Genomic DNA, 23073 nt, shown 5'->3' with positions numbered 1-23073 from the left:
TCTCTCCCACAGGGATGTGGGCTTTTTTTCGGGTGGCTGTGGCAAAATTGCCTGAGCCAGGAGAACCCGATGTCCAGACCCCGCTGCGAGCGCTGCCTGCGTGCGCAAGATCATTGTCTTTGCCCGTTGATTCCCCATCTTCAGAGCCGTACTCGCGTGGTGGTGTTGCAGCACCCGAGTGAGCGTTTGCATGCCCTCAATACCGCCCGTTTGGCAACCCTGGGGTTAGTCAATGCCGAGTTGCGGGTGGGCGAAGTGTTTGCCGATCTTGATCAGTTATTGGCGACGCCCGGGTATCGGCCGGTGCTGTTGTTTCCGGGAGAGCAGGCACAGGCCTTGGTGGGGTATGCGCAGGAGGGATGTGAATTGCCCTTTATGCTGATTGTGCCGGATGGGACGTGGCGTAAGGCGCGTAAGCTTTTGTACCTCAATCCGTTGTTAGGGGAATTGCCGCGGGTGACGCTGGGGCAGGTTTTGCCTTCGCGGTATCGTTTGCGCAAGGCGCCCGAGGCAGGGGGTCTGTCTACGTTGGAGGCGGTGGTACAGGGGCTGAATGTGTTGGAGGCCCCAGGGTGTTTTGATCAGTTGTTGCGGCCGTTTGAGGCGTTGATCGAGGGGCAGATCAGGGCTATGGGGCGGGAGACGTTTGAGCGTAATCATGGGGGGCGGTGAGGTTCTGGGTTTCTGAGGTTTCTGATTTTTTTGAGCTTGAGTTCTTGAATGTGAGCTTATCCGTTTTTTGGGGGGCTGCTACTGGCCCCTTCCGCCCTTACGGCGGGTCACTTTTTGGCAAACGCCCCAAAAAGTAACCAAAAAAGTCTGCGCTCCACCATCCGGCCCTACGCTGCGCTTCGGGTCCCTTCGCGCCGGCGCCTTCCGGGCCCGCGCGGACTACGATTTGCTACGCAAATCTACATCTCGCGCCTTCGGCTACGCCGAAGGGTGCTGGCGCACCTGGCCCTACAGGCACCTCTGCTCAGCCTCCTGAAGTCGCGAATTTGCGTCGCCCGAAACTGCGCGCACGAAGATCAAGAGCAGGCGAATCGCTGCGTTCTCGCAGAAGCCAAAGCCAAAGCCAAGGTTTGAATTTTTCTTTTGTGTTGGCAAGCTTGCCCGCGAAGAGGCCGGAATATTCACCAGATCCACCACTCACGTCGCGACTTCAGAGCCTTTCAACGCTCCCTCATAGCCTCAGTCCGCGCCTTGAGCACCGGCTTCAACAGATAATCCAGCACACTCTTCTGCCCAGTGATGATGTCCACCGTCGCCACCATCCCGGGGATGATCAGCAACGGCTTGTCGTCCCCGCCCAGGTGATTCTTGTCCGTACGCACCTGGATCAGATAAAACGCATTGCCCTTGTCATCGGTAACCGTGTCCGCCCCAATCAGCTCAAGCTTGGCCTTCAGACCGCCATAGATGGTGTAGTCATAGGCACTGAACTTGACCATCGCCGTCTGCCCCGGATGTAGGAACGCGACATCCTGCGGGCGCACCTTGGCTTCGATCAGCAGGTTATCCTCGATCGGCACGATCTCCACCAGATCGCTGCCCGGCTGCACCACGCCACCAATGGTATTGACCTTCAGGAGCTTGACGATCCCGCGTACCGGCGACACCACCGTTGTGCGGTTGACCCGGTCATCGATGGCGATGCTGGTCGCGGCAATCTTCGACAGCTCCGTGCGTTTATCGTTGAGCTCCTTGGCCGCCTCGGAGCGGAAGGTCGCATCCGACTCTTGGATCTTGCTCTTGATCTCCGCCACCGCCGCCTCGGCACGTGGGATGGCCAAGCTGGTGGCATTGAGCTGGCCGCGGGCTTCGACGGTGCGCTGTTTCAGGCGCAGGATTTCCACCGGGGAAATCGCCCCAGTGCCCACCAGCGGCGAGGACATGTTCAGCTCCTGCTGGAGCAAGCCCAGGGCAGAGCGGTACTGGTCGACCTTGGAGCGGAACTCGGCAAGCTCCTGGGTCTTCTGCCGCAGTTGCTCATTGAGCGTCTGCTTCTCGCTGGCCAGGCGCCGCTGGCGCGATTGATACAAGGCGGTTTCATCCTCGGCGACTTGTGGCGCTTTGGCGCGCACTTCGTCCGACAGCTCGAACGGGCGGCCTTCAGCCTCCGCCGACAAGCGCTCGACCTGCGCCGTCAATGCATAGCGATCGGCCTCGCTTTCACCCTTGTTGGAGCGAAAACGGGTGTCGTCCAGGCGCAGCAGCGTCGCGCCTTTATCGACCATCTGGCCCTCGCGGACGAAGATCTCGGTGACGATGCCGCCTTCCAGGTTCTGGATCACCTGCACCTTGCTCGAGGGAATGGCCTTGCCTTCGCCGACTGTGACCTCATCGAGCACGGCGAAGCTGGCCCAGGTCAGCGCCACCAATAGCAGCGCGGCGGCCAGCCATACGGTCAGGCGTGACAGGCGCGGCGCGTCCTGCAAGGTGGCGCCGGCAAGCTCCGGCATATAGTCGCGCTCGGCGCTCTTGCCGGTGCCCTGCAAATAACTGCGCATGATGGACATGGACCTACTCCTCGAAGACGTCTACAGGGCCGCGCCGATACGACCTTTGCGCAGTGCGTCGATGACCGCATCCTTCGGTCCGTCGGCGACGATCTTGCCGTTGTCCAACACCAGTAGCCGGTCCACCAGGCTGAGCATCGAGGTGCGGTGGGTGACCAGCAGCACGGTTTTGCCCGGCACCCATTGCAGCAGGCGCTGGCGCAGTTGCTCTTCGCCGCTGTTGTCCATGTGGCTGGTCGGCTCGTCGAGGATCAGGATCGGCGGCTCCAGCAGCAGAGCCCTGGCCAGCAGGACGGCCTGGCGTTGGCCGCCAGAGAGCAGTTGGCCGCGCTCACCCACTGGCCGGTCGAACCCTTGCGGGTGTTGCCGGGCCAGTTCGCCGACGCCCGTCAGCTCGGCGACCTCCAGCATGCGCGCGTCGCTGACATGCCGCGCGCCGAGGGTCAGGTTATCGCGCAGGCTGCCAGCCAGCAGCGGCAGGTCGTGGGCGACATAGCCAATCTGGCTGCGCAGGTCGGCGATGTCCAGCTGACGCAGGTCGAGGTTGTCCAGTAATACCTGGCCTTCGTCCGGGTGATGAAAGCCCATCAACAATCGCCCCAGGGTGCTCTTGCCCGAGCCGCTGCGGCCGATGATGCCGATGCGCTCGCCCGGTTGCACGGTCAGGTTGACGTCGTTGAGGGCGGCGGCGGTTTGCCCGGGGTAGCGGAAGGTCACATGGCTGACGCCGATGCCGCCCTGGAGCGTGGTGTGTTCCAACGCCTGCTGGTCCAGCTGGCGTTCCTGCGGCAGGGCCATCAGCGCGTCGGTGCTGCGCATGGTCAGCTGGGCTTGCTGATAGCGAGTGATCAGCCCGGCGATCTGCCCCAGCGGCGCCAACACCCGGCTGCCGAGCATATAGCTGGCGACCAGGGCGCCGACGCTGAGATTGCCGGCAATGATGCTGTAGACCCCCGCGACGATGGTCGCCATGCCGCAGAACTGCTGGATGAACAGGGTGCCGTTACTGGCCAGCGAAGACAGGTTGCGCGCGTGTGCATCAAGCCGGGCGATGGCGCCGTTGGTGTGCTCCCAGTGATACTGGCGCTCGCTCTCGGCGCCGCAGGCCTTGAGGGTTTCCAGGCCGCCGAGGGTCTCGATCAGCAGGGCCTGGCGTACCGCGCCCAGGCTCAGGCTTTTCTCCACCGTGTCGCGCAGGCGGATCTGGATGAACAGGGCAAAGCCCACTGCCAGCGGAAACGCCACCAACGGAATCACCACCAGCCAGCCACCGAGCAGGCCGATCACCACCAGCATCAACGCCACGAACGGCAGGTCGATGATGCTGGTCAGGGTCACCGCCGTGAGGAATTCACGCAGGCCCTGGAAGTCGTGAATGCTCTGGGCAAAGCCGCCGATGGTCGCTGGGCGGGCTTTCATCGACATGCCGGTGATGCGCTCGAACAGGGTGGCGGAGAGGATTAGGTCGGTCTTCTTGCCGGCCTGGTCGAGCAGGTGGGCGCGGACCATGCGCAGGACCATTTCAAATGCGGTGCCGATGAACAAGCCGGCGACCAGCACCCAGAGGGTCGAGATAGCCTGGTTGGGCACCACCCGATCGTACGTCTGCATGACGAACAGCGGCACCATCAGGCCCAGCAGGTTGATCAGCAGGCTGGCTAGCAACGCATCACTGTACAACCAGCGCGAATGGCGCAAGGTATCGCGGAACCAGGCATCGACTCTTGGCATCAGCGGCGTGCGCAGGTTTTCCAAGGTATGCCGCGGCCGGGCAAACAGGGCCTGGCCGCAGTAGGCCTGCTCCAGCACCTGGCGCTCGACCCATTGCTCGCCGCCTTCAGCTTCACAGGGCAGGATCAGCGCTCGGCCATCCTCGCCCCAGCGCTGCAGCACAGCGCTGCGGCCATCGTTGAGCAACAGCAGGACGGGCAAGTTCAGCGCCGAGATCGCCGACAGTTCGCGCGTCAGCACGCGCGCCTGCAAGCCGGCGCGGGCGGCGGCCCGTGGTAGCAGCTCCTGGCCCAGGCGCTGCTCGGCCAGGGGCAGGCCGCTGCACAGGCTGGCGCGGCTGGCCGGGCAGCCATGCAGTTTGCACAGGATCAGCAGGCCATCGAGCAACGGATCATCGACGTCCAGACGCGGCTGGGGTGTTTGCATACTGGTCACGATGGCCTACTCCTGCCGCATTTGGAGGGGGTACGGCTCCGTCCGAACGTAGCTCCCTGAACGACTAACGCATCTCGGGCAACCTGGCCTCACTGCGTACTTCGCTCTTGGCAATGGCTTCGGGGGGCAGCGAGATGCGCTGCTTGCTCAGCAGTTCACCCATGGTCGCTAGCACCCGGTACATCGAATACTCCTCGGTGTAGCGCACTTCGGTGTAGCGCCGGTTGGCGTTGTACAGCTCGTTCTCGCTGTCCAGCACATCGAGCAGGGTACGTTGGCCCAGGCCGAATTGGTCCTGGTAGGCCGCCCGCACGCGCTGGGTGGTCTCGGCGTATTCGCGGGCGGTAGGGGTTTGCTTGCGTGCATTGTTCATGGCGTTCCACGACAGGCTGAGGTTTTCGTTCAGCTCGCGCAGGGCATTGTTGCGGATGTCCAGGGCCTGGTTGATCTTGTGCGCGTCGGACTGCAGGCGAGCCTTGTCGCTGCCGCCACGGAACAGGTTGTAGCTCAGCTCGACGCCAGCCTGCCAGTCATTGTTGCTGTGGCCGCGCTCACCGCCCAGGTTGTTGTTGGCGCCGGTGGCCAGCACTGCGTCCAGGCGTGGGTAGAAGGGCGACTTGGCCACTTCGTACTGTTGCTCGGCAGCATTCACGTCGGCCTGGGCAGAACGCAGGTAGGGGTTGTTCTCTTGCATGCCGCGGCGTGCGTCTTCTAGGTTGGAAGGCATTTGCACTTTGATCGTGGAGGGCGTTTCCAGTTCGTCGGGAACGCGGCCGACCACGCTGTAGAAGTTGGCCTCGGCGTCGGCCAGATCGACCTCAGCGGTATCCAGGTTGTTTTCTGCCAGGGCACGACGGGCGCGGGACTGATCAAGGTCAGCGGTGCTGCCGACGCCACGCTCGCTGCGCAGACCGATCTGGTCGTTGACGCGTAGGTGGGCTTGCAGGTTGTTCTTGGCCAACGTCACCAGCTCGCGACGCTTGAGCACTTCCAGGTACACCTCGATGGTGCGCAAGGCGATGTCCTGGGCGACTGCCTGGGTGTAGTAGGCGCGCGAATTGGCCACCGCCTCCGTGCGTCCAACTTCGTTGGCGGTGTTGAAGCCGTCGAAGATCATCTGGCGCAGGCGCAGCTCCGACTGGGTGTAGTTCAGCGTTTCCTTGTTGTGGTTACGCGTACCGTCTGGGTTGAGCCCGCGGGTGTTGAGGTTGTCGGAGCGCTGGCGGCCGTAGCCGGCTACCAGGTCAACGCTTGGGTAAAACCCCCCACGGGCAAATTTCACATCTTCATCGGCCGACAACCGACTGTTGCGATAAGAGCTGATTTCCGGGTGATGGTCCACGGCGTTCTGAACAGCTTCGTTAAGCGACATCGCCTGAACGTTGGCGCACGCCGCAGCCAACAGGATTGCACTGGTGATGGGGGTAAGAACGCGCATGGGGTACATCTCCCTGGTCTCTAAATGTGTCCTGCGTTCGTCAATAAAATGACGAAATATAATGAGCAAACCGTCTCAGGTTTGTTACAACAGAGCTAAGAACATTTAGCGGGCGAGCTAAGAAGATTTTTTCATAATGGATATGCGAAAAAAAACTTATGCGGTCTAAGGATTACGGGACATTGTTCTTATCACATGGTCCGGAATACGAGCTGCAAACAGCAGATTTGGGCCATCGCGAGAGGTTCCAGAATTTTTGCAGCTAAGCGAAACGGAAAAGGAGATCAAGGCGGTATTTGGCGACAAAAAATTGTCGCTCAATGATGGCAAAACTTCATCATTGCTATCGCCTCGCGTGTCACCTGAGAGCTCCAATCTCATGGTTGAGACAGACGCGAACGGGGTGCTCGGCATCCATCGCTTCTCCTGATCTGCAGTACGCCAGTTGGCTGCGAAATCCGATCAGCAGGGGAGGCGTGCGCGCATGGCTAAATTAATCGGTGTGGTCAGCAAGGTGGTCGGTCAGGTATTCGCGGTCGACGGTGATGGCAGCCGTCGCCTGCTGGTGGAGGGCGACCGCTTGTTCGCCGGTGAGCAGCTGGAGACCGGCAGTGCCGGTGCCGTCGCCGTGCGTTTGCACAACGGTGCAGAGCTGACCCTGGGCCGTGGCAGCAGCCTTGAGATGAGCGCAGATCTGCTGGCCAACCACGCGCCTCAAGTGCATAGCCAAGATGCGGCTCCGAGCCAGGCGCAGCTGACTGATGTCGAGCGCTTGCAACAAGCCATCGCAGCGGGTGCCGACCCGACTGAAGAAGGCGAAGCGCCAGCGGCAGGTCAGAACCCCGGCGGCGCTCCGGGCGCGTTGGGTGGCGGGCACAGTTTCGTCATGCTCAGTGAGGTGGCTGGGCAGGTCGATCCGCAGATCGGCTTCCCCACCGCAGGCTTCAATGGCATTCCGCAGTTGGCCAGCCGTGAGCTGGGTGACCTGGACATCGATACCTCGATCGCTCGCCCGCTGCCGCCCACACCGCCAGTCGAACAGCCGGATCATCCGGTCAATCTGCAAGGGCTGGACCTCAGCCCCGGTGAACTGATCCTGGATGAAGCCAACTTGCCCCAGGGCTCGCACAGCGATCCGGCAGCGCTGACTCAGCAGGGCACCTTTACCGTGGTGGCGCCTGACGGTGTGTTCAATCTCAGCGTCGGCGGGATCAACGTGGTCACGGCAGGAGCGGTCACGGGTGTCGGTCAATCGATAACCACGCCTCTGGGCAATACCCTGACTATCACCGGCTACAACCCGGCAACCGGCGTCGTGAGCTACAGCTACACCCTCAGCGGTGCCGAGCAACATGCCAACGGCGCTGGCAACAACAGCCTCGGTGAGCACTTCCCGGTGCTGGTCAGCGACACCGATGGAGATGTCGCCAGCGGCAGCCTGGATGTGCTGATTCGTGACGATGTACCCAAGGCTGTCAACGACAGCAATGCGCTGGCGGCCACCGAGCAGCATGTTGAGCTGACCGGCAATGTCCTGACCAACGACCAGCAGGGCGCCGACCGTGTCGCCGGGGGTCCGGTAATCGCTGGCACCTTCACCGGCACCTACGGCACCCTGGTGATGGCAGCAGATGGCAGCTACACCTACACGCTCAATACCAATGACCCGGACTTCCAAGGTCTTAAGGGCGGTGGCAATGGCCAGGAAACCTTCACCTACACCATCAGGGACGCAGACGGCGACACCAGCAGCGCCACGCTGACGTTGAACGTCAGCAACCTCAACGACCCAGTGACCTTGGCTGGGCTGGATGTGCAGGGCGGTGAACTGACCGTCTTCGAGAAACACCTCGGCGACGGCAGCGCGCCGAATCAGAGCGCCTTGACCCAGAGCGGCAGCTTTACCGTGACTGCGCCCGATGGCCTGCAGAACCTGAGTGTCGGCGGCATCACGGTGGTCAGCGGTGGGGTCGCAGTGGGCTTCCCGCAATCAGTCACCACGGCGCTGGGCAACACCCTGACCATCACTGGCTACAACCCCAGCACTGGGGTCGTCAGCTACAGCTACACCTTGCTCGACAACGAGGCCCATGCCAACGGTCAGGGCAACAACAGCCTGCATGAGAGCTTCACGGTCACCGCCCAGGACAGCGACGGCAGCAGCGCCACCGGCAAGCTGGACGTGAACATCGTCGATGACGTGCCCAAGGCCGAGCACGACACCAACGCCGTTACCGCGACCGAGCAGCACACCGAGCTGACCGGCAATGTGCTGGTCAATGACCAACAAGGCGCTGATCGGGTGGCGGGTGGTCCGGTCATCGGCGGCACCTTCACCGGCACCTACGGCACCCTGGTGCTGGCGGCAGACGGCAGCTACACCTACACGCTCAACACTAACGATCCGGACTTCAAAGGCCTCAAAGGTGGCGCCAGTGGGGTGGAAACCTTCACCTACACCATCAAAGACGCCGATGGCGATACCAGCAGCGCCACCCTGACCCTGAACGTCAGCAACTTCAACGACCCGGTGACCTTGGGTGGGCTGCAGGTCAATGGCGGCGAACTGACTGTGTTCGAGAAGAACCTGGCCGACGGTAGCGCGCCGAACCAGGGTGCGCTGACCCAAAGCGGCAGCTTCACCGTGAGCGCGCCGGACGGCCTGCAGACGTTGAGCGTTGGCGGCATCACCTTGGTCAGCGGCGGTGTGCCGGTGAGCTTCCCGCAGTCGCTCACCACCCCCCTTGGCAACACCCTGACCATTACCGGCTACAACCCCAGCACCGGGGTGGTGAGCTACAGCTACACCCTGCTCGACAACGAAACCCATGCCCCTGGCGATGGCACCAACAGCCTGCAGGAAAGCTTCACGGTGATCGCCAAGGACAGCGACGGCAGCACCGCCACTGGCAGCCTGGATGTGAACATCGTCGATGACATCCCCAAGGCCCAGAGCGATTTTGCCAGTGTCTACGAAGGCGGTACGGTCGAAGGCAATGTGCTGATCAACGACAAGATCGGTGCCGACGTGCCAGGCGAGGGCAAGTATGTGGTGGGCGTGCGCGCCGGTTCCGATACCTCGACCTCGGCGATTGGCCAGCTGGAAACCAAGGTGCAGGGCGACTATGGCTACCTGACTTTGGATGCCAAGGGCAATGCGGTCTACCACGCCAACCCCAACAGCGTGGCGCCAGCCGGTGCGACCGACACCTTCGTCTACACCATTCGCGATGCGGACGGTGACGTAAGCACCACCACTGTCACCATCAAGGTGCACGACTGTTCGTGGGTGGTGGGCGGTGAGGGTGGGGTCACGGTGTACGAAAATGCGCTGGACCTGAGCAAAGATGGTAATGACCTGGCGGCGGGCAACGTCCAAGGCAGCAACCCCACCTCCACGGCAGAAACCGCCTCTGGCACGGTGGCGGGCCTGGTCACCGGAGGCGTCGGCGCTCTGACCTATACCTTGGTGGGCAGCGCGGTAGGCCAGTATGGCCAGATCAAGCTCAATGGCGATGGCTCGTACACCTATACCCTTACGTCGGCGCCCAACTCGCCCAATCATGTCAACGATGGCCCCAATACCCTGAGCGAATCCTTTACCTACCAGGTGAAAGACTCGCTGGGCAACACCACCACCAGCACCATTGTCGTCAGCATCGTCGATGACGTGCCCAAGGCCTACAGCGATTTCGTCAGTGTCTACGAGGGCGGCGTGGTCGAAGGCAATGTGCTGGTCAACGACAAGATCGGCGCCGATGTACCGAGCGATGGCAAGTACGTGGTCGGCGTACGCGCAGGCTCCGATACCTCGACCTCGGCAGTCGGCCAACTGGCGACCAACGTGCAGGGCGACTATGGCTACCTGACCCTGGATGCCAAGGGTAATGCGGTCTACCACGCCAACCCCAACAGCGTGGCGCCGGCCGGTGCCACCGACACCTTCGTCTACACCATCCGCGATGCCGACGGTGATGAAAGCACCACCACCCTCACCATCAAGGTCCACGACAGCCAGCTGGTTGCCTGTGAAGACACTGACGTGAAGGTCTACGAAAAAGCCCTCGATCTCAAGCAGGACGGCCAAGACCTGGCGCCCGGCACAGTCGTCGGCAGCCAGCCAGGCTCGACCGGCGAAACCGCCACTGGCACATTGGTCGGCGCCGTCTCCGGGGGTGTGGGTGCCTTGACCTACAACCTGGTCGGTAATGCCGAAGGCCAGTATGGCCAGATCAAGATCAACGCTGATGGGTCCTACACCTACACCCTGACGTCGGCGCCCAAGTCGCCGGTACCGGCCAATGACGGGGCAAATGTCACCACTGAGACCTTCACCTATCAGGTGAAAGACGCGGCCGGCAACAGCACCACCAGCACCATCGTCATCAGCATCGTCGACGATGTGCCCAAGGCCCATTGCGATACGGCGACCGTGATCGAGGGCGGTACGGTCACTGGCAACGTGCTGGACAACGATGTGATCGGGGCGGACGTTGCGGCGGATGGCAAGTACGTGATCGGCGTGCGCGCCGGCTCCGACACTTCGACCTCGGCGGTCGGCCAGCTGGCCACCCAGGTGCAGGGCGACTATGGCTACCTGACCCTGGATGCCAAGGGCAATGCGGTCTATCACGCCAACCCCAATAGCGTGGCACCCGCGGGGGCCATTGACACCTTCGTCTACACCATCCGCGATGCCGACGGTGACCAAAGCACCACCACCATCAGCATCAAGGTGCATGACAGCAAACTGATCGCGTGTGCCGACAACGACGTTACGGTGTACGAGAAAGCCCTGGACCTGAACAAGGACGGCAACGACCTGGCGGCCGGCAACGTCACCGGCAGTAATCCAGGCTCCACCGCCGAGACAGCATCGGGCACATTGGTCGGTTCGGTCGGCGGCGGTGTCGGTCCGCTGACCTACACCCTGGTCGGCGACGCTGTCGGCCAATTCGGGCAATTGTTGCTCAAGGCCGATGGCTCCTACACCTATACCCTGACCTCGGCACCGAAGACTCCGGGAGGGGCCGACGACGGCGCCAACCGGATCAGCGAAACCTTCACCTACAAAGCCACTGACGCTTTGGGCAACAGCATCACCAGCACCATTGCCATCAACATCGTTGATGACGTGCCCAAGGCCGTCTGCGCCGAACGCTCGATCACCCCAGGCCAGGTGGACTCCAACATCCTGCTGGTGATCGATGTGTCCGGCAGCATGACCTTAAGATCCGGTGTGCCAGGCCTGAGCCGTCTGGATCTGGCCAAGGAAGCGATTAACGCCTTGCTCGACAAGTACGATGATATGGGCGATATCAAGGTGCAGATCGTCACCTTCGCCACCGGTGCTTCGGTCAAGTCCGATGTCTGGGTCTCGATCGACCAGGCCAAGGCCATCGTCGCCGGTCTCAAGGCGGACGGCTCGACCTATTACGACTCCGCCGCCAGCAGCGCGCAGACGGCGTTCGGCAAAGAGGGCAAGTTGCTGGGTGCGCAGAACATCAGCTACTTCTTCTCCGATGGCGAGCCCACCACAGGGCATGCGATGACGCCGGTACGGGAAACCAGCTGGGAAAACTTCCTCGATAGCAATGGCATCAAGTCCTACGCCATTGGCATGGGCACGGGAGTCAATGAAACCAACCTCAACCCCCTGGCCTACGATGGCACCAGCCACACCGACACCAACTCGGTGGTGGTAACCGACCTCAGTCAGCTCAGCGCAGTGCTTACGGGCACAGTGCAGGGCTCGCCGATCACCGGCAGCTTGCTCAGTGGCGGTCATTTCGGTGCCGATGGGGGCTTCATCAAGGCGCTGTTGGTCGATGGCGTGACCTACACCTTCGACCCGAAAGCCAATGCCGGGCAGGGCGGTTATAGCGCCGTGGGCGGCGTGGACAAGGCGGCGTTCGATCCTGCCACCCATACCCTCGGTATCAAGACCGCCCTGGGTGGCGTGCTGATGGTCGACATGGACACTGGCGAGTTCACCTACAAGCCGCCCAAGGACACCGGTAGCAGCCAGGTCGAGAAGTTCGGCTTCACCGTCAGCGACAACGATGGCGATACCAGCAGCGCCAACCTGGTGGTCAAGATCAACAGCAACCATGCCCCCGTGGCGGGCGATGATCACATCATCACCAATATCGCCGGTGCTAGCCTCAGCGTTCCAGCCGAGGCCCTGCTGGCCAATGACAGCGACCCTGATCATGACCGCTTGAGCGCCGCGCCGATCACCTTCAACACAGGCTTCGCCGACAAGGGGGCAGGTTTCGCTGCCAGTGGTAGCGGGCAGCCGATCAAGTTCGATGGCAACGACAACAAGTCTGCCAATCAGCTCAAGGAGCTCGACCGCAGCGCCTTCGTCGCTAACTCGACTTCGATGACCGCTGCGCTGGTGATTGCTGGCTACCTCGGCTCGATCAGTAACGGCAACGCCAACGATGAGGATGTGATCAGCGTTAGCCTGCGCAAAGGCGAGACGCTCAAGCTCGATCACGATCGGCCGCAAGGCAACCTGCTGATGGAGTGGAAAGAAGCCGGCGGCAGTTATCAGGCCGTCGCCAATGGCAGTAGCTTCACCGCCGACCACGATGGGCTGTACAGCATCCACGTGGTCAATACCGAGAACGCCTATGGCAATAGCAAGGCGGCCGAGCTGTACAAACTGAGCATGGTGATCGACTACGCCAATGCCCAGAATGAGGTCTATCACGGCAGCTACACGGCCAGCGACAACCACGGTGGCACGACCGCGGCTGCGCTGGATATCACCTACCAGGCGGGCAGTGTCGTCAACGGTACCGCAGGCGATGATGTGCTGTTGGCGGGCGCCGGCGATGACACCCTCAACGGGGGTGATGGACACGATGTGCTAGTGGGGGGCGCGGGCAACGACAGCCTGTACGGCGGTGACGGCGACGACCTGTTGATTGGCGGGGCCGGCAATGACCTGCTCAACGGCGGGGCGGGTAACGACACGGCCAGTTATGCCTCGGCGGCAAGTGCGGTGACTATCGATCTGAACGTCGCGGGTCAACAGAACACCGGAGGGGGCGGTCTGGATAGCTTGGTCAGTATCGAAAACCTGATCGGCTCGGACTACCACGATACGCTGATCGGCAATGGTGCGGACAACCTGCTCAGCGGCGGGCTGGGCAATGATGTGCTCAAGGGTGGGGCGGGCAATGACATCCTGATTGGTGGCCCGGGCGACGACACCCTCACTGGCGGCAGCGGCAACGACACCTTCGTCTGGCAGAAGGGCGACAGCGGCCATGATCGGGTCACCGACTTTACTCCAGGCAGCGATCACCTGGACCTGTCGCAGTTGCTGCAAGGGGAGAACGCCACGGCGGCATCGCTGGATGATTACCTGCACTTCAAGGTCAGTGGCACCGGTAGCAACGTGGTCTCGACCATCGAGGTCAGCAGCGTGGCGGGGGCTACGCCTACCCAGACCATCGACCTGGCCGGGGTCGATCTGGCCCAGCACTACGGCGTCTCGGCGGGGGCGGGTGGGTTGATCGCCTCGGGGCATGACACCGCGACCATCATCAACGGCATGCTCAATGATCACTCGTTGAAGGTGGATAACGTCTAGGCGGATTGGCAGGGCTGGCCTCATCGCAGGACAAACGCGCAGCGATGAGGCCGGTACTGAAACGGATGAGTATCAGGACCGGCGCAAGGTCTTCTGCTTGAGGATGTACAGGCTCACCAGCACCGCACTGCTGAGCATGAAGGCCCTGGCCCAGAATAACGGCACCAGGTAGCACGACAGGCCGATGCTGGCCCACATCAGGCCGATGGCGTAGACCTTGCCCTTGAGTGGGATCCCTTCACCGCTGAGGTAGTCGCGGATCCATGGACCGAGCGTGGGGTGGTTGATCAACCAATCATGAAAACGTGGCGAGCTGCGGGCGAAACAGGCCGCTGCCAGCAACAGAAAGGGAGTGGTGGGCAACACCGGCAGGAAGATCCCCAGCACTCCCAGCGCGACGCTGAGCCAGCCGATGGCCAGCAGCAGGTAGCGCACGGCTGTATCAGTGATGACGCGGTTTGAGCAGGGCTGGCTTCTCGTCCGGAGCGTGCAGCAGCAGGAACAGCGCAGTCAGTGCCTCAGGAATCTGCACGATCATGTCGTCCTGCAGGTTGGCATCGCTGGCAATGTCGGCGAACTCTGGCTGCTCGTCGAACAGACCGGAACCGACCATGATCGGCAGCAGCATCTCGCTGACTTCTTCCTCGGCGTTCTCGAACCAGGCTTCTTCGCGCAGGAACACCCCTTCCATAAAGCCGATGCACCAGCCGCGCAGGTCGGAATCGTCCGGCTCTTCGGTAAGGTCCAGATCGCATGGCAGCTCGAATTCATCGTCGCTGGCCAGCTGACGGCCGATATGGGCTTTCAGGGCGACCAGGGTGGCTTCGATTTCGACGCGCTGGGCATCGCTGGTGTAATGAGGTTCCTCGGCGAACAGCGCATCGATCCATTCACGCTCTGGGACGTCTTCGGCAGTGATCGACAGCGCGGTCAGGTAGCCGTGGGCGGCGACGTAGTCCAGCGCTTCTTCGTGCAGCTCGTCGGCGTCGAGGAAGGCTTGCAGGCGGGTCAGTTGCTCGGCGAAGGACATTACGGGGCTACCTTGGGGAATAATCGATATGGAATTCTAGCACCTTGCTGGCGCGACGGGGCAAAGGGAACGTCTGTCAGCACAGCGTCCTTTCGCAGCAGCCAGTGGGGTATAATCCGCGATTTTTCAGCCAGAGCAGCCTTTTGCGGGGCCTCTGGCAAAAGCTGCTTACGCATTCGCACGTGTGCAGGGCGGGTTTATCGTCCAGCCTGTGTCCAGGATGGTACGGCGATTTCGGAGTTAGCAATGCTCGAACAGGCTCAGCGCGTCCTCAAGGACATCTTCGGCTACGACAGTTTCCGTGGGCGCCAGGCAGCGATCATCGAATGTGTAGCCAACGGCGGCGATGCGCTGGTACTGATGCCCACCGGTGGCGGCAAGTCGCTGTGTTTCCAGGTCCCCGGGCTGCTGCGACCAGGTCTTACCGTGGTGGTCTCGCCGCTGATCGCGTTGATGGACGACCAGGTTGCCACGCTCGACGAGCTGGGCGTGGCAGCGGCTGCCTTGAACTCGACGCTCAGTGCCGAGCAACAGCGCGAGCTGGCCGGGCGTCTGCGCCGGGGCGAAGTGAAGATGCTCTACCTTGCTCCCGAGCGCCTGGTGCAGCCGCGCATGCTGGATTTCTTGCGCGACCTGGATATTTCCTTGTTCGCCATCGATGAGGCCCACTGCGTTTCGCAATGGGGCCACGACTTCCGTCCTGAGTATCTGCAACTGGGCCAACTGGCCGAGCTGTTCCCGCATGTACCGCGCATTGCCCTGACCGCCACGGCCGACATGCGTACCCGCGAAGAGATCGTCCAGCGCCTGCACCTGCAAGGTGCCGAGCGCTTCCTGTCGAGCTTCGACCGGCCGAACATTTTCTACCGCATCGTGCCCAAGGAATCGCCCCGCAAGCAGCTGATGGCGTTTCTCGGCGAGCGCCGGGGAAACGCCGGTATCGTGTACTGCCTGTCGCGCAAGAAGGTCGACGAGACCGCCGCCTTCCTCTGCGAGCAGGGCTTCCCGGCCTTGCCCTATCACGCCGGCCTGCCTGCCGAGACCCGTTCGAGCAACCAGCATCGCTTCCTCAATGAGGAAGGCCTGATCATGGTCGCCACCATTGCTTTCGGCATGGGCATCGACAAGCCCAACGTGCGCTTCGTCGCCCACCTGGATCTGCCCAAGTCGCTTGAGGCCTACTACCAGGAAACCGGTCGTGCCGGCCGTGATGGCCTGCCTTCGGATGCCTGGATGGCCTACGGCCTGCAGGACATGGTGATGCTCAAGCAGATGCTGCAGAACTCCGAAGGCGATGAGCGCCACAAGCGCATCGAACAGCACAAGCTCGACGCCATGCTGGCGCTGTGCGAAGAAACCCGCTGCCGTCGTCAGTCGCTACTGGCCTATTTCGACGAGGTGCTCGAGCAACCATGCGGGCACTGCGACAACTGCGTCGACCAGGTGCAGACCTGGGATGCCACCGAGCCTGCGCGTCAGGCCCTGTCGGCGGTGTTCCGCACCGGCCAGCGCTACGGCGTGGGTCACCTGGTCGATGTGCTGGTGGGCAAGGACACCGAGAAGGTGCGTAACTTTGGCCACGAGAAGCTTTCGGTATTCGGTGTCGGCAAATCCGTCGGTGAAAACGAATGGCGCTCGTTGTTCCGCCAACTGGTTGCCCGTGGCCTGGTCGACATCGACCTGGAGGGCTATGGCGGTCTGCGCTTGTCCGACAGTTGCCGGCCGCTGCTGCGTGGCGAAGTGAACCTGCAGTTGCGCCGCGACCTCAAGCCGCAGACTACGGCCAAATCCTCCAGCAGCGGCGGTAGCCCAGCCAGCCAGCTGGTGCGTGCCGAAGAGCGCGAGCTGTGGGAGGCCTTGCGCACTCTGCGGCGCAAATTGGCCGAAGAGCACAGCGTACCGCCGTACGTCATCTTCCCCGATTCGACCCTGCTGGAAATGCTGCGCAGCCAACCCACCAGCCTCAGCGACATGGCCCAGGTCAGCGGCGTCGGCGCCCGCAAGCTGGAGCGTTATGGCCAGGCGTTCCTCGAAGTGCTCAACGGCGGCGAGAGCGCCGAGGCACCGAAGGTGGTGCTCGACTTGCGTCACGAGTTGGTCAGCCTGGCCCGCGCCGGTATGACGCCTGCGCAGATTGCCGGCCAGCTCAATTGCAGTGAAAAGAACGTCTACAGCCTGCTGGCCGAAGCCATTGGCCGTCAGGAACTGAGCCTGGATCAGGCCCTGGACCTGCCTGAGGATTTGATGATGGAAGTCCAGGATGCCTTCCTCGATGGCGAAGGCGAGCTGCCGCCGGTGTCGGCCATCGCCCCGCAATTTGGCCAACGGGTGCCGGAAGGGGTGCTGTATTGCATCCGTGCGGCGCTGGCTGCGGAGTTTGAGCTGTAACGGGCTGTACTGATGACCTTTGTCATGCTTTATGACGATTATCGGACGCTTGTGGCTCAGCCAGCCTTGCCTGGAGGGCTGGAGCATGGTTAGCTGGCTAATAATTAGTTCTATCCATAGAGTTGTTTATGCCCCTGACTGACAACCAACACCGCTTCGGCATGCAGCTGGCCCAGATGTCCCGCGGCTGGCGCGCCGAGCTGGACCGGCGCCTGGCCGGGCTCAATCTATCCCAGGCACGCTGGCTGGTGCTGTTGCACCTGGCCCGTTTCGAAGAGGCTCCGACCCAGCGTGAGCTGGCGCAGAGCGTCGGCGTTGAAGGGCCGACCCTGGCGCGCTTGCTCGATAGCCTGGAGAGCCAGGGATTGGTGCGGCGCCAGGCGGTGATGGAGGATCGGCGGGCGAAGAAGATTGTGCTCTGTCCGCCGGCCAAGCCGTTGATCGATCAGATCGAGACCATTGCCAACCAGCTGCGGATCGAGTTGTTTAGTGGGGTTGATGAGGCGGATCTGGAGATTTGCATGCGGGTGCATGCGCGGATTCTGGGTAATCTCGAGAAGTCCTGAGGGCGCTTAGTTTTTTGCGGCTTTGGGGTGGTTTTGGGATGGTTTTGGGATTGGCGTGTATATCCATTTGCGATGGAGACGCTGATTCACCCTTCCGCCCTTACGGCGGGTCACTTTTTGGCAGACGCCCGGTGTGCCGGCCCAGCCAAAAGTAACCAAAAAAGGCTGCGCTCCACCATCCGGCCCTACGCTGCGCTTCGGGTCCCTTCGCGCCGGCGCCTTCCGGGCCCGCGCGGCCTACGATTTGCTGCGCAAATCTACATCTCGCGCCTTCGGCTACGCCGAAGGGTGCTGCCGCACCTGGCCCTACAGGCACCTCTGCTCAGCCTCCTGAAGTCGCGAATCTGCGTCGCCTGGACTTGCGCGCACGAAGATCAAGAGCAGCGAATCGCTACGCTCTCGCAGAAGCCAAGGCCAAGGCCAAGGCCAAGGCCAAGGTCTGAATTTTTCTTTTGTGTTGTTTGTTCCGGCCTCTTCGCGGGGCATGCCCGCTCCCACGATACCGCGCCGCTTTTGGTTGGCGGTGACTCGTGGGAGCGGGCTTGCCCCGCGATGGCGTCCAACTATCCACCACACCTACCACTATCGCCAGATAACGCCAGCCCAGGCGCCGCCACTAACTTCGCGACTTCAGGAGGCCGAGCGTAGGTGTCTGGAGGGCCAGGTGCGCAGCACCCTTCGGCGCAGCCGAAGGCGCGAGATGTAGATTTGCGCAGCAAATCGTAGGCCGCGCGGGCCCGGAAGGCACCGAAGCGAGGGAACCCGGAGCGCAGCGTAGGGCCGGATGGTGGAGCGCACGGCTTTTGGTTACTTTTGGCCACGACCAAAAGTGACCCGCCGTAAGGGCGGAAAGGTGACTCAGCGCCACCTTCGCCAATGGATATGCTCAAAACTCTAAAAGCCCAAGCCCAAGCCCAAGCCCAAGCCCAAGCCCAAGCCCAAGCCCAAGCCCAAATCCAACCCCCAAAATCAGAACGTGTGCCCCAAATTCAGATACACCGCCTTCTGATGCTCACTATTGGCCCCATAACTCAAATTCAAAGGCCCCAACGGCGTCTCCAGCCCCAGGAAGACACTCGCCGCATTGATATAGCCACTGTCGAATTCGTTATCGTTGTTCCAAGCCCGCCCACGCTCCAACGACCCACCGATGTACAGCGGGAAGTCCAATGGCAAGTACGCCCGCGGCGTCAAGCGCCGGTAATACACCATCCGCATCAGGCTCACGTTCTGCCCCGACACCGAATCCTGGCGGAACCCTGACAACTGCCGCGCCCCACCCAGTACGAAGCTCGACGTCACCACCTCGGTCTCATCCAGGGTGCGCCCGTAACGCCCCCCCAGTACCCAGGTATTCGGCCCGCTGCTGAACGCCTTGTCGACATTCACTTCCCATTGCCGGTAATCGGTGTCGGAGTCCAGCGAAGCGTCGTACTTGCGCAAGGTCAGGCCGATATCCTCACCGCTGTGCGGGAAGTAGACGTTGTCCAAGGTGTCGAACGAGTACTTCAGCTCATAGAAACCCTCGTTGAAACTGACCTTGGGCAGGTCCTGGTCGCCGATGCGTACCTCGGCCTCACCCCAGGCCTTGCCCACCCCCGCGCGTACTTCACCGTAGGTGCCGATCTGGCGACCCAGGTTGAGGCCGAAGCCATAGCGCTCCAGGCGATACTCGGCGATCGGGTCATTGTCCAGGGTGGCTTCGATGTTTTGCGACCCCAGGTCCAGGTAGGGCGCGATGAAGTAGCGCGAGCCAACGTCCAGGGGTTGGTAGAACTCGCTATACAGCTCCTGCTGATCGCCGATCTGGGCACGAGTGAGCCACTCCGCACCCAGGCGGTTGATGCCGTTGACTCGGTAGCTGGCGCCCAGGTTGAAGGCGCTGTCGCCGCGCATGTCGTCCGACAGGTTCAGGCCCAAGCGCAGGTAGTCGGTGCCGCCACGCTTGCCGCGGGCGTTGATTACCAGGGTGTTGTTGTCGCCCTTGTGCACCACGCGGTATTGCACGCCGTCGAAGTAGTCCAGGCCATACAACGTGCCCATGTCGGTTTGCAGGCGCTCCAGCTCCAGCGGCCCGCCGATGGGCTGGCGGATGTAATAGCGGATCACGTCGTCGCTGACCTTGGAGTCGTTCTCGACCTTGATTGCAGTGATAACCGGGGTGCGCTGGCGCGGTGAGCGGGCTACCGCCAGCCCCGCATCACCTTCGCTCTGGCGCAGGACGGCAAGGCGCGCGTCGAGTGCACGGGTAGCGCGGTAGCCGGCTTCGATCATCTCTTTGGTACGGCCAAAATCGGTGACGCCAAAGGCGGCCAACGGCGGTTGGATGAGCACGTCTTCGCTGCGCAGGCTGGCCAGCTGCTCTTCGGAGTTACGCCGGGTCATCAGGGTGATCGACTGGTTGAGCACATCGACCACCGTGTTCAGTTGCTTGCGGTCGCGCAACGGGGTGCCGATATCGACCACGATGGCCAGGTCTACGCCCATTTCGCGGGCGACATCCAGCGGAATGTTGTCGACCATGCCACCGTCCACCAGTAATCGGCCGTCGACTTCGACCGGGGCGAACACCGCCGGGATCGACATACTGGCGCGGATCACCTGGGGCAGGTGGCCGCGGCGGAACACCACTTTTTCACCGCTGGCGATGTCGGTGGCCACGGCGCGGAAGGGGATCGGCAGCTTGTCGAAGTCGCGGGTGTCGGCGGTGTGGGCCAGTTTGCTTTCCAAAAGCAAGGCGAGGTTCTGCCCTTGGATCACACCCAGTGGTAAGCCGAGGCTGCCGTCGTCGCGAAAACTGAGCTTTTGCTTGACCAGGAAATCGCGGTCATCCTGCTTGCGCCGAAACGGCACGTCCTTGCGTGGCGGGGCATCGGACAGCGCCTGCTGCCAGTCGAGGGTGGTGGCGAGCTTTTCCAGCTCTTCGACGCTGTAGCCTGAGGCATACAGGCCGCCGACCACCGCGCCCATACTGGTGCCGGCAATGGCGTCGATGCGCACGCCTTGTTCTTCAAGCGCCTTGAGCACGCCAATGTGCGCCAGGCCACGGGCAGCACCGCCGGACAGTACCAGGCCGACTTTGGGCCGAGCGTGTTCGGTGGCAAGCGCGCCAAAGGTGGTAAGCGTCAGCAACAAGCAGAACAGCAAGCGGCGCATCGTGAGTCTCAAAACCAGGAAGAAAGGCCGCTAGTATAAGCGGCCACCTACCAGGAGTTGCTTGATCATGTCCAACACCAAGCCGGAAATTGTCATCACCTATTGCACGCAATGTCAGTGGCTGCTGCGCGCAGCCTGGCTGGCCCAGGAGCTGCTCAGCACCTTCTCCGACGATCTCGGCCGCGTCGCCCTGGAGCCGGGCACCGGCGGGATCTTTCGCATCACCTGCGATGGCGTGCAGATCTGGGAACGCAAGGCTGATGGTGGCTTCCCCGAGGCCAAGGTGCTCAAGCAGCGCCTGCGCGACCAGATCGACCCGCAGCGCGACCTGGGCCACAACGATCGCTGATCAGGCGCCCTCTGCCACAGGCCGTTGCTTGGCTGGCTGCTCGGCGGCCAAACGGCTGGACAAGACGATGGCAAAGATGATCAGTGCGCCGCCGGCGAGCATGCGCAAGGTGGGCGTTTCGGCGAACACCACCCAGGCCACGGCGATGCCATATACCGGCTCCATGCCGAACACGACCGCAGCCGTGCGCGCCTTGATCACTGCCAGGGCGGCGACGAACAGGCTGTGTGCGATGCCGGTGCAGAAGATGCCGAGCAGGGCAATCCATAGCCAGTCCATCGGCGTCACGCCGCTAAGGCCTGGCGCTGCAAATGGCAACAGGCACAGGCCGACCACCAGGTTCTGCCACAGCGCTGCCTGTACCGCGGGCAGGCGCCCGGAGCCGGCGCGGTTGATCAGCGATAGCAGCGAGAACAGCAGGCCTGAAAGCAGTGCCCAGAGCAGCCCGCTGGTGGCTTCGCTGGCCAGGTCGAATTCGGGGGTGACCAGGATCAGGCCAATGCTGACCAGCACCACCAAGATTGCCTCGTTACGACGGATGCGTTCGCGGAACAACAGGCCTTCGAGGATTACCGTGAACGCTGGGAAACTGGCAAAGCCCAGGGTGGCGATGGCCACGCCACCCACTTTCACTGCGACGAAAAAGCTCACCCAATGCCCGGCCAGCAGCACCCCGCCCAGTAGCAGGCGGCGTAGGTCTGCTGCTTGGAGCGGCTGCCAGGCTTGGCGGGCGAGGCTGGCGAACAGGCCCAGGGCAAGCACGGCGAAGGCAGCGCGGCCGAATACGATGATGGTGGGGCTGGCGCTGGCGGCGAGTTTGCCGAACACGCCGGTCAGGCCGAAGAACAGCGCGCCGATGTGCAGGGCGCCGAGGGCGGTGCGGTGGTTCATGGGTGTCCCTTGATAAATTCTGTTGCCTGCTTTGGGTCCGCTGCGAAGGGCCGCGCAGCGGACCCAAAAGCGCGATACGGCAACTGTACGGCCTAGCGCCGCCGCTGTCTGTCGCCCAACTCGCGTCAGTTGTCGCCAGACTCGCGTCGTAGCGCCATCGGTGAGCGCCCGAAGGCGCGCAGCACCGCCGCCGCAAAGGCGCTCTGCGAACTGTAGCCGACCTGCGCGGCAACCTCGCCAATCGGCAGGCAGGTCTGCTTGAGCAGTTGTCGAGCCTTGAGCAAGCGGCGCTGGCGGATATAGTCCATCGGCGTTACGCCACACTCGTCAGCAAAGCGTGCATGCAGGCGAGCACTGGATAGCCCGGCCAGCCGCGCCAGATCGGCCACCTGCAGCGGGTAGGCGGCGTAGCGCTCGATGTGCGCATCGAAGGCCGAATAGGGCAGGCGCCTGTCAGCCTGGTGGGGTGTGGCTTGAGCATTGAGGCTGGCAAGCAACAGGCTCGCGCCCTGGCGGGCAATCAGCGGATCATCCACCGGGCTTGCCGCCAGCCAATCGACCAGTTGCTGCTGGCGACTGTCCAGGCCCACAGCCCCGGGACGATCAAGCAGGCGACGGCTGGCCTCGGCGTGCTCGCCCAACTGCTCGCGCAGCCAATGTTCGCCGGGGACGTCCAGCACCAGGCAGTGGCTACCGGCTGCGCTGCCACAGGTGTGATGAGCGCCGGCCGGGACCACCATCAGTTGCTGGCGATCGACCCGCGCACCGTGGCCTTGCACTTCAAAATCCAGGCGCCCATGCAGGCCGAACACCAACTGAGGGTGGTCGTGACTGTGGGCGATCAGGTCATCGCGGTAGTGGCGCAGGGAAAGGATGGGGCCGGCGCTCATAGGGGCTTCCTCGCGGGGCAGAGGGGCATTGTACACATCGTTGCTGGCTGCGGTTGTGCGCTCCATCGCCCTGC

General features: G+C 62.5%; 13 protein-coding genes. 5 read left to right on the top strand and 8 right to left on the bottom strand.

Annotation, left to right across the window (positions count from 1 at the left end):
• The first annotated feature begins 69 nt into the window (after positions 1-69).
• Positions 70-672, top strand: coding sequence for a tRNA-uridine aminocarboxypropyltransferase (locus AAZU54_RS12810; RefSeq protein ID WP_434727235.1), 603 nt, complete (start codon positions 70-72; stop codon positions 670-672).
• A 500-nt stretch (positions 673-1172) separates the two neighbouring features.
• Here AAZU54_RS12810 and AAZU54_RS12805 read toward each other — a convergent pair whose 3' ends face one another.
• The 3 genes from AAZU54_RS12805 to AAZU54_RS12795 form a co-directional block, all read right to left on the bottom strand.
• The gene (locus AAZU54_RS12805) at positions 1173-2519 is read right to left on the bottom strand and encodes an HlyD family type I secretion periplasmic adaptor subunit (RefSeq protein ID WP_186557499.1); all 1347 of its coding nucleotides are present in this window, start codon (positions 2517-2519) and stop codon (positions 1173-1175) included.
• A 21-nt stretch (positions 2520-2540) separates the two neighbouring features.
• Positions 2541-4676 carry a type I secretion system permease/ATPase gene (locus AAZU54_RS12800; protein ID WP_434727257.1) on the bottom strand — a complete coding sequence of 712 codons (2136 nt, stop codon included), beginning with the start codon at positions 4674-4676 and terminating at the stop codon, positions 2541-2543.
• Positions 4677-4749: 73 nt separating this feature from the next.
• Positions 4750-6123, bottom strand: coding sequence for a TolC family outer membrane protein (locus AAZU54_RS12795; protein WP_186557500.1), 1374 nt, complete (start codon positions 6121-6123; stop codon positions 4750-4752).
• A gap of 484 nt (positions 6124-6607) precedes the next feature.
• On the opposite strand from AAZU54_RS12795, the gene AAZU54_RS12790 reads away from it, so the two are divergent.
• Positions 6608-13729 (top strand): retention module-containing protein, encoded by a 7122-nt coding sequence (locus tag AAZU54_RS12790; RefSeq protein WP_434727234.1) that lies wholly within the window; start codon positions 6608-6610, stop codon positions 13727-13729.
• A 72-nt stretch (positions 13730-13801) separates the two neighbouring features.
• Here the strand turns inward: AAZU54_RS12790 and AAZU54_RS12785 are convergent, their stop codons facing one another.
• Together AAZU54_RS12785 and AAZU54_RS12780 are read right to left on the bottom strand one after the other, a co-directional pair.
• A complete protein-coding gene (locus AAZU54_RS12785; RefSeq protein WP_186557502.1) occupies positions 13802-14164 on the bottom strand; it encodes a YbaN family protein in 363 nt (120 codons plus the stop codon).
• Between the two features lie 7 nt (positions 14165-14171).
• Positions 14172-14759 carry a YecA family protein gene (locus AAZU54_RS12780; protein ID WP_186557503.1) on the bottom strand — a complete coding sequence of 196 codons (588 nt, stop codon included), beginning with the start codon at positions 14757-14759 and terminating at the stop codon, positions 14172-14174.
• Positions 14760-15005: 246 nt separating this feature from the next.
• On the opposite strand from AAZU54_RS12780, the gene recQ reads away from it, so the two are divergent.
• Entirely contained in the window at positions 15006-17147 is a 2142-nt protein-coding gene (gene recQ, locus AAZU54_RS12775) for a DNA helicase RecQ (protein ID WP_186557504.1), read from the top strand.
• Between the two features lie 128 nt (positions 17148-17275).
• Positions 17276-17713 (top strand): MarR family transcriptional regulator, encoded by a 438-nt coding sequence (locus AAZU54_RS12770; RefSeq protein WP_186557505.1) that lies wholly within the window; start codon positions 17276-17278, stop codon positions 17711-17713.
• 969 nt (positions 17714-18682) lie between these two features.
• On the opposite strand, the gene AAZU54_RS12765 is transcribed toward AAZU54_RS12770, so the two are convergent.
• Positions 18683-20869 carry a patatin-like phospholipase family protein gene (locus tag AAZU54_RS12765; protein ID WP_434727233.1) on the bottom strand — a complete coding sequence of 729 codons (2187 nt, stop codon included), beginning with the start codon at positions 20867-20869 and terminating at the stop codon, positions 18683-18685.
• A 67-nt stretch (positions 20870-20936) separates the two neighbouring features.
• Here AAZU54_RS12765 and AAZU54_RS12760 point away from each other — a divergent pair, with 67 nt between their 5' ends.
• A complete protein-coding gene (locus AAZU54_RS12760; RefSeq protein ID WP_186557392.1) occupies positions 20937-21218 on the top strand; it encodes a SelT/SelW/SelH family protein in 282 nt (93 codons plus the stop codon).
• Here AAZU54_RS12760 and AAZU54_RS12755 read toward each other — a convergent pair whose 3' ends face one another.
• Both AAZU54_RS12755 and AAZU54_RS12750 read right to left on the bottom strand, forming a co-directional pair.
• Positions 21219-22109: a DMT family transporter gene (locus tag AAZU54_RS12755; protein WP_312153201.1), complete on the bottom strand. Its 891-nt coding sequence runs from the start codon at positions 22107-22109 to the stop codon at positions 21219-21221.
• Between the two features lie 125 nt (positions 22110-22234).
• The gene (locus tag AAZU54_RS12750) at positions 22235-22999 is read right to left on the bottom strand and encodes an AraC family transcriptional regulator (protein ID WP_186557394.1); all 765 of its coding nucleotides are present in this window, start codon (positions 22997-22999) and stop codon (positions 22235-22237) included.
• Positions 23000-23073: the final 74 nt, after the last annotated feature.

The organism is Pseudomonas sp. Je.1.5.c (assembly GCF_051129895.1).
Classification (GTDB): Bacteria; Pseudomonadota; Gammaproteobacteria; order Pseudomonadales; family Pseudomonadaceae; genus Aquipseudomonas; species Aquipseudomonas urmiensis.
The sequence above is the reverse complement of the archived record's forward strand: the minus strand, read 5'-3'. Positions and strand labels throughout refer to the sequence as shown.

What these genes read in the sequence shown, in the direction of transcription:
- AAZU54_RS12810 (WP_434727235.1), top strand. Translation starts at nt 70, where the DNA reads ATGTCCAGACCCCGCTGCGAGCGCTGCCTGCGTGCGCAAGATCATTGT.
- AAZU54_RS12805 (WP_186557499.1), bottom strand. Translation starts at nt 2,519, where the DNA reads ATGTCCATCATGCGCAGTTATTTGCAGGGCACCGGCAAGAGCGCCGAG.
- AAZU54_RS12800 (WP_434727257.1), bottom strand. Translation starts at nt 4,676, where the DNA reads ATGCAAACACCCCAGCCGCGTCTGGACGTCGATGATCCGTTGCTCGAT.
- AAZU54_RS12795 (WP_186557500.1), bottom strand. Translation starts at nt 6,123, where the DNA reads ATGCGCGTTCTTACCCCCATCACCAGTGCAATCCTGTTGGCTGCGGCG.
- AAZU54_RS12790 (WP_434727234.1), top strand. Translation starts at nt 6,608, where the DNA reads ATGGCTAAATTAATCGGTGTGGTCAGCAAGGTGGTCGGTCAGGTATTC.
- AAZU54_RS12780 (WP_186557503.1), bottom strand. Translation starts at nt 14,759, where the DNA reads ATGTCCTTCGCCGAGCAACTGACCCGCCTGCAAGCCTTCCTCGACGCC.
- recQ (WP_186557504.1), top strand. Translation starts at nt 15,006, where the DNA reads ATGCTCGAACAGGCTCAGCGCGTCCTCAAGGACATCTTCGGCTACGAC.
- AAZU54_RS12770 (WP_186557505.1), top strand. Translation starts at nt 17,276, where the DNA reads ATGCCCCTGACTGACAACCAACACCGCTTCGGCATGCAGCTGGCCCAG.
- AAZU54_RS12765 (WP_434727233.1), bottom strand. Translation starts at nt 20,869, where the DNA reads ATGCGCCGCTTGCTGTTCTGCTTGTTGCTGACGCTTACCACCTTTGGC.
- AAZU54_RS12760 (WP_186557392.1), top strand. Translation starts at nt 20,937, where the DNA reads ATGTCCAACACCAAGCCGGAAATTGTCATCACCTATTGCACGCAATGT.
- AAZU54_RS12755 (WP_312153201.1), bottom strand. Translation starts at nt 22,109, where the DNA reads ATGAACCACCGCACCGCCCTCGGCGCCCTGCACATCGGCGCGCTGTTC.
- AAZU54_RS12750 (WP_186557394.1), bottom strand. Translation starts at nt 22,999, where the DNA reads ATGAGCGCCGGCCCCATCCTTTCCCTGCGCCACTACCGCGATGACCTG.